Genomic DNA, 228 nt, shown 5'->3' with positions numbered 1-228 from the left:
CCCGCACCGTCGCCGCCGTCGAGAAGCTCGCCCGGGCCGACCGCGCCCATGCCGCCACGGTGGACCAGTGGGACGCCGATTTGTGGATGCTCAACACCCCCGGCGGCACCATCGACCTGCGTAGCGGCCGGATGCACCGTCACGACCCGCTCGCATACATGACGAAGACAACCGCCGTGACACCTGACTCCACGGCCGGCTGCCCGATCTGGCTGGACTTCCTCAACA

1 pseudogene is annotated in these 228 nt (G+C 68.9%); it reads left to right on the top strand.

From position 1 onward, the window contains the following. Positions 1–228, top strand: a pseudogene (locus B8460_RS18905) (phage/plasmid primase, P4 family); the annotation flags it as partial.

It is taken from the genome of Acidisphaera rubrifaciens HS-AP3 (genome assembly GCF_000964365.1).
GTDB classification, from domain to species: domain Bacteria; phylum Pseudomonadota; class Alphaproteobacteria; order Acetobacterales; family Acetobacteraceae; genus Acidisphaera; species Acidisphaera rubrifaciens.
Note: the sequence above shows the minus strand (reverse complement) of the source record. Positions and strands in the feature narration are given on the sequence as shown.